General features: G+C 43.7%; 5 protein-coding genes. 1 reads left to right on the forward strand and 4 read right to left on the reverse strand.

Going from position 1 to position 3,485, the window contains the following annotated elements; genetic code table 11:
- Positions 1-209 precede the first annotated feature (209 nt).
- Positions 210-623, forward strand: coding sequence for a hypothetical protein (locus J6O61_RS10230; protein ID WP_292212687.1), 414 nt, complete (start codon positions 210-212; stop codon positions 621-623).
- A 15-nt stretch (positions 624-638) separates the two neighbouring features.
- Here the strand turns inward: J6O61_RS10230 and J6O61_RS10235 are convergent, their stop codons facing one another.
- The 4 genes from J6O61_RS10235 to J6O61_RS10250 form a co-directional block, all read right to left on the reverse strand.
- Positions 639-1,556, reverse strand: coding sequence for an AEC family transporter (locus J6O61_RS10235; protein WP_292212689.1), 918 nt, complete (start codon positions 1,554-1,556; stop codon positions 639-641).
- 3 nt (positions 1,557-1,559) lie between these two features.
- Positions 1,560-2,288 carry a metallophosphoesterase gene (locus J6O61_RS10240; RefSeq protein WP_292212692.1) on the reverse strand — a complete coding sequence of 243 codons (729 nt, stop codon included), beginning with the start codon at positions 2,286-2,288 and terminating at the stop codon, positions 1,560-1,562.
- Between the two features lie 13 nt (positions 2,289-2,301).
- Complete coding sequence (locus J6O61_RS10245) at positions 2,302-2,799, reverse strand: cupin domain-containing protein (RefSeq protein WP_051192262.1); 498 nt, start codon at positions 2,797-2,799, stop codon at positions 2,302-2,304.
- A 488-nt stretch (positions 2,800-3,287) separates the two neighbouring features.
- Positions 3,288-3,485 (reverse strand): hypothetical protein (locus J6O61_RS10250; RefSeq protein WP_292212697.1); only part of this gene is annotated, 198 nt, incomplete at its 5' end.

Here is a 3,485-nt window from a genome sequence, read left to right on the forward strand (position 1 = left end):
ACTATAACACCACAATTAGCACTCGTCAACCGAGAGTGCTAATTTGGATAAAAAGCTATTGTACACTCCAATACAGAATTAATCTTTTTCCAAAAAAGAGAATTAGCCTTAGCTTTTACGCTGCATCAGACATGTAACTATGCGTCCCTCTGTCTTATCATCGTATTATCTAAAACACTATTTTGTTTGATTTATACGGAGGAAATACCATGTTTGATATGAGAACAAGAGAAATACAGGAAGCCATTGCTGCAGCAGACGTTGCACTTGATCATCTTGAAAGAGCTAAAAGGAGCCTCTCAAGCGCCAGCGGATGGGGATTATTCGATACTCTCGGCGGAGGATTTATCAGCGGACTTATTAAACACAGCAAAATGAGCGATGCTGAACATGAGATCAACCAGGCAAAACATGCTCTCGAAAAATTCTCAAGAGAGCTTCAGGACGTAAACGGCTATTCATCAGTACACATCAACGGATTCCTTACATTCGGAGATCTCTTCTGCGATGGATTTTTAATGGATGTCATTGTTCAGTCCCAGATTGGCAAGGCAAAGCGCGAGTGCGAAAATGCAATAAATCAGGTAACAAGCATCAGAAACGACCTTCAGAGAATGCTCTGACGAGGCCCTTACTTATCATAATTGGAGCAAAAGAGATATCAGCGGAATGGTAGCTACTGACAAAAGCGTAGATAATGCCACTCCTTTAGAAGCCAGGGCATAATTACCCCCATATTGCTGCGCAACCATTGCAGTCATGGAGCCGATCGGAGTTGCCAGCATAACATAGCACACCTGCAATATCAGCTTGTCATCGATGAATAAGCCAAGGAGCAGAACTCCAAGGATCGGCACTGCTATCAGCTTTATCAGTGAAAATACCAGGAGCTTCACGTCACCGAACAGCTCCCTGACTTTTATGGAAGTCATAGACTGGCCGATTACCATCATGCTAAGAGGCGCTGCGATACTGCTGAGGTGCTTGGCAGATGAAGCGATAAAAGACGGCATATGAATACCGGAAACGTATATAGTGATCGAAATGATGCAGGAAATAACGCCAATGTTCAAAATCTTTTTGAGCGGATTTCCGCCTTTAAGCGGATTATCACCCTTAATTGCTGCTATTCCGTATGTGTACATGAGAAAATTGTAGGGGAACTGAAAAAGTGCCCCGTACAGCACCGCTTCCGGGCCGTACGCAGCCTGTAAGATGGGAAGACCCATAAACCCTACGTTAGAAAAGATCGTCATGACACGGTATATACTTTTGTCATCGTTCTGCACCCTTAGAATGGGCAGAATAACAAAAGATATCACGATCAAAAAAGCATATACTGCCAACGTAACCAGAAATCCAAATAACAGGGAACTTCCCCTGATGGTACTTTCCTCATTCATTCCCGCCGACAGGATCAAGGCCGGAGTTGCGATATTTACCACAATCCACGAGAGAGTCTTACAGCCACTGTCGGTGAGAAAGCTCTTTTTCCCACAAAAAAACCCGATCCCCATCATTATGAATAAAACGATCATCTGCTGAACCAGAACCATCTGTCAGTGCCCCTCTACGTAATACTCTTCCATTGTCTCCAGGCATATCGCCACGAGATTCCCTCCCATAACGCAGCCACAATCAATGTCTAAAAGATTTCCGTTCCTGAAAACGCGATTGTCCTTCTTTCCAAGAAACCAGGTCGGAGTATGGCCTATAATGAATATATCATCGCCCTTATCCCAATCTTCCTCGAAATCGGGCCTGTCAAACAGAAATTCCTCAATCGACGACATCTCAGAATTCTCAAGGTCTTCAAGACTGTGGATATTCTTGCCTATAGTGTGAACAAGCACGAACCTCTGCCCGTTTATCGTGACCACCTCATAAAGAGAGAACTCCTGAACATACTCCATAAGAGCTTCCCGGTCATACGCCGAAAGCCGCCTGAATGCGTCAGAAGTTATCTTACCACCATTTTCACTCAGAAACCAAAGGTTTGTGTCCGTGATGAAGTCCATGGTAAGTGTCTTTTCCACTGCTTCCTCAGAATTTACCTCTTTTAACCCGGGTAAAAGAACTTTAAGCATCATATTCTCGTGGTTCCCTGCGATGGGGATGACATTTGGCTTATTCATCATCCAAGAGAGAACCTCCACCGGCTTAGGGCCACGATCAACGCAATCTCCAAGCACATATAGCGTATCTTCATCAGAAAACTTGATGAGCTTCACAAGCTCCATCAGTTCGTCGTAACATCCATGGATATCTGAAACAGCGTAAGTTGCCATAAATACCCCCTTTTTAAGTCCGGTTCTGATTTGATTCTATATCTTCTTCTGCAAATGCCAAATGCAGTATCTTTTCATACTCAGCCGGGCATATCTTCGTTATCTCTTTTGCCCCAACAAGTCTGAACCCGTCGTAAGAAAACTTTGGAGTTGTCGCGCAGGACATAAAGCAATAGCTGTTCTTGTCCAGGTTCTCAGCCGCAAATATGGCGCCTTTTGGTATGACTGCCATGGCATTCTGCCCATCTCCTGCCCCAATAACCAGCTCAGAGCACTTCCCATCAAGTATCATTGTGATCTTGAGCGCACATCCCTCGTGATGATACCATATTTCATCGCAGTCTATCTGATGAAAATGAGATATATCCTCCCCGGCAAGCAGAAAATATATGCTACCCATCAGGGCGCGCTCTTCCTGCTCAAATGGCGCCGTGTAAACCTCGGAAAACCAACCTCCTTCCGGGTGTCTTTCAAGATTGTATTTTTTTATCAGCTCTTCTGCTCTAGCCATTCCAACGCTCTCCAATTTTCTTTTTAACATTGTATCACAGTGAGTCACCGGGGACGTTTCACATTGACTCATTTTGAGTCACTGGGGACGGTTCACTTTGACTCATTTTGAGTCACTAGGGACGGTTCACTTTGACTCTTCTTCCGGACATGAGACATTTTGCACATGTATACAAGCGAAAATCGTATAGATACCGTAATTAGAAATTGTTATATCAAGGGACTCTACTGTGCACAAACAAAAAACATGTAGATACAGTAGCGGAGAGCGAATATGTTCCTAGCCTGCTACGGTATGGAATGTGATTCCCTTCAAACACAGTAGAAAAGTACTCTCTTCAAGCCCCAAAAATGACAAGTATAGAGTTGAAATAGAAAAATCCTACTGTACATATGCAAAAAGCATACTTCTACAGTAGGACTATACAAAACAAGAAAAAATCATTACGGTACCGAATAAAAAGCCACTAAAATACAGTAGGAATCACCTTATTTTTTTAGTATCAGCACCCCGTTGGGCTCCAGCTTCCCATCGCTCCACTTGCGCGAGTAAACAACGCCCTCAAACCCGCTAACCTCGATCTCCACCGCATTCTCCTCACAGTTAAGGTAAATCTGAATGCTCTCATTTTCACCAATCTTGGTAAAAGAGATAACCCTCTTCTCCTCAATGTCATTAGGGAAGTG

The organism is Butyrivibrio sp. (genome assembly GCF_017635265.1).
Classification (GTDB): domain Bacteria; phylum Bacillota; class Clostridia; order Lachnospirales; family Lachnospiraceae; genus Butyrivibrio.

Excerpts from the sequence above, each read along its gene's own strand:
- J6O61_RS10230 (WP_292212687.1), top strand. The coding sequence starts at position 210 with ATGTTTGATATGAGAACAAGAGAAATACAGGAAGCCATTGCTGCAGCA.
- J6O61_RS10235 (WP_292212689.1), bottom strand. The coding sequence starts at position 1,556 with ATGGTTCTGGTTCAGCAGATGATCGTTTTATTCATAATGATGGGGATC.
- J6O61_RS10240 (WP_292212692.1), bottom strand. The coding sequence starts at position 2,288 with ATGGCAACTTACGCTGTTTCAGATATCCATGGATGTTACGACGAACTG.
- J6O61_RS10245 (WP_051192262.1), bottom strand. The coding sequence starts at position 2,799 with ATGGCTAGAGCAGAAGAGCTGATAAAAAAATACAATCTTGAAAGACAC.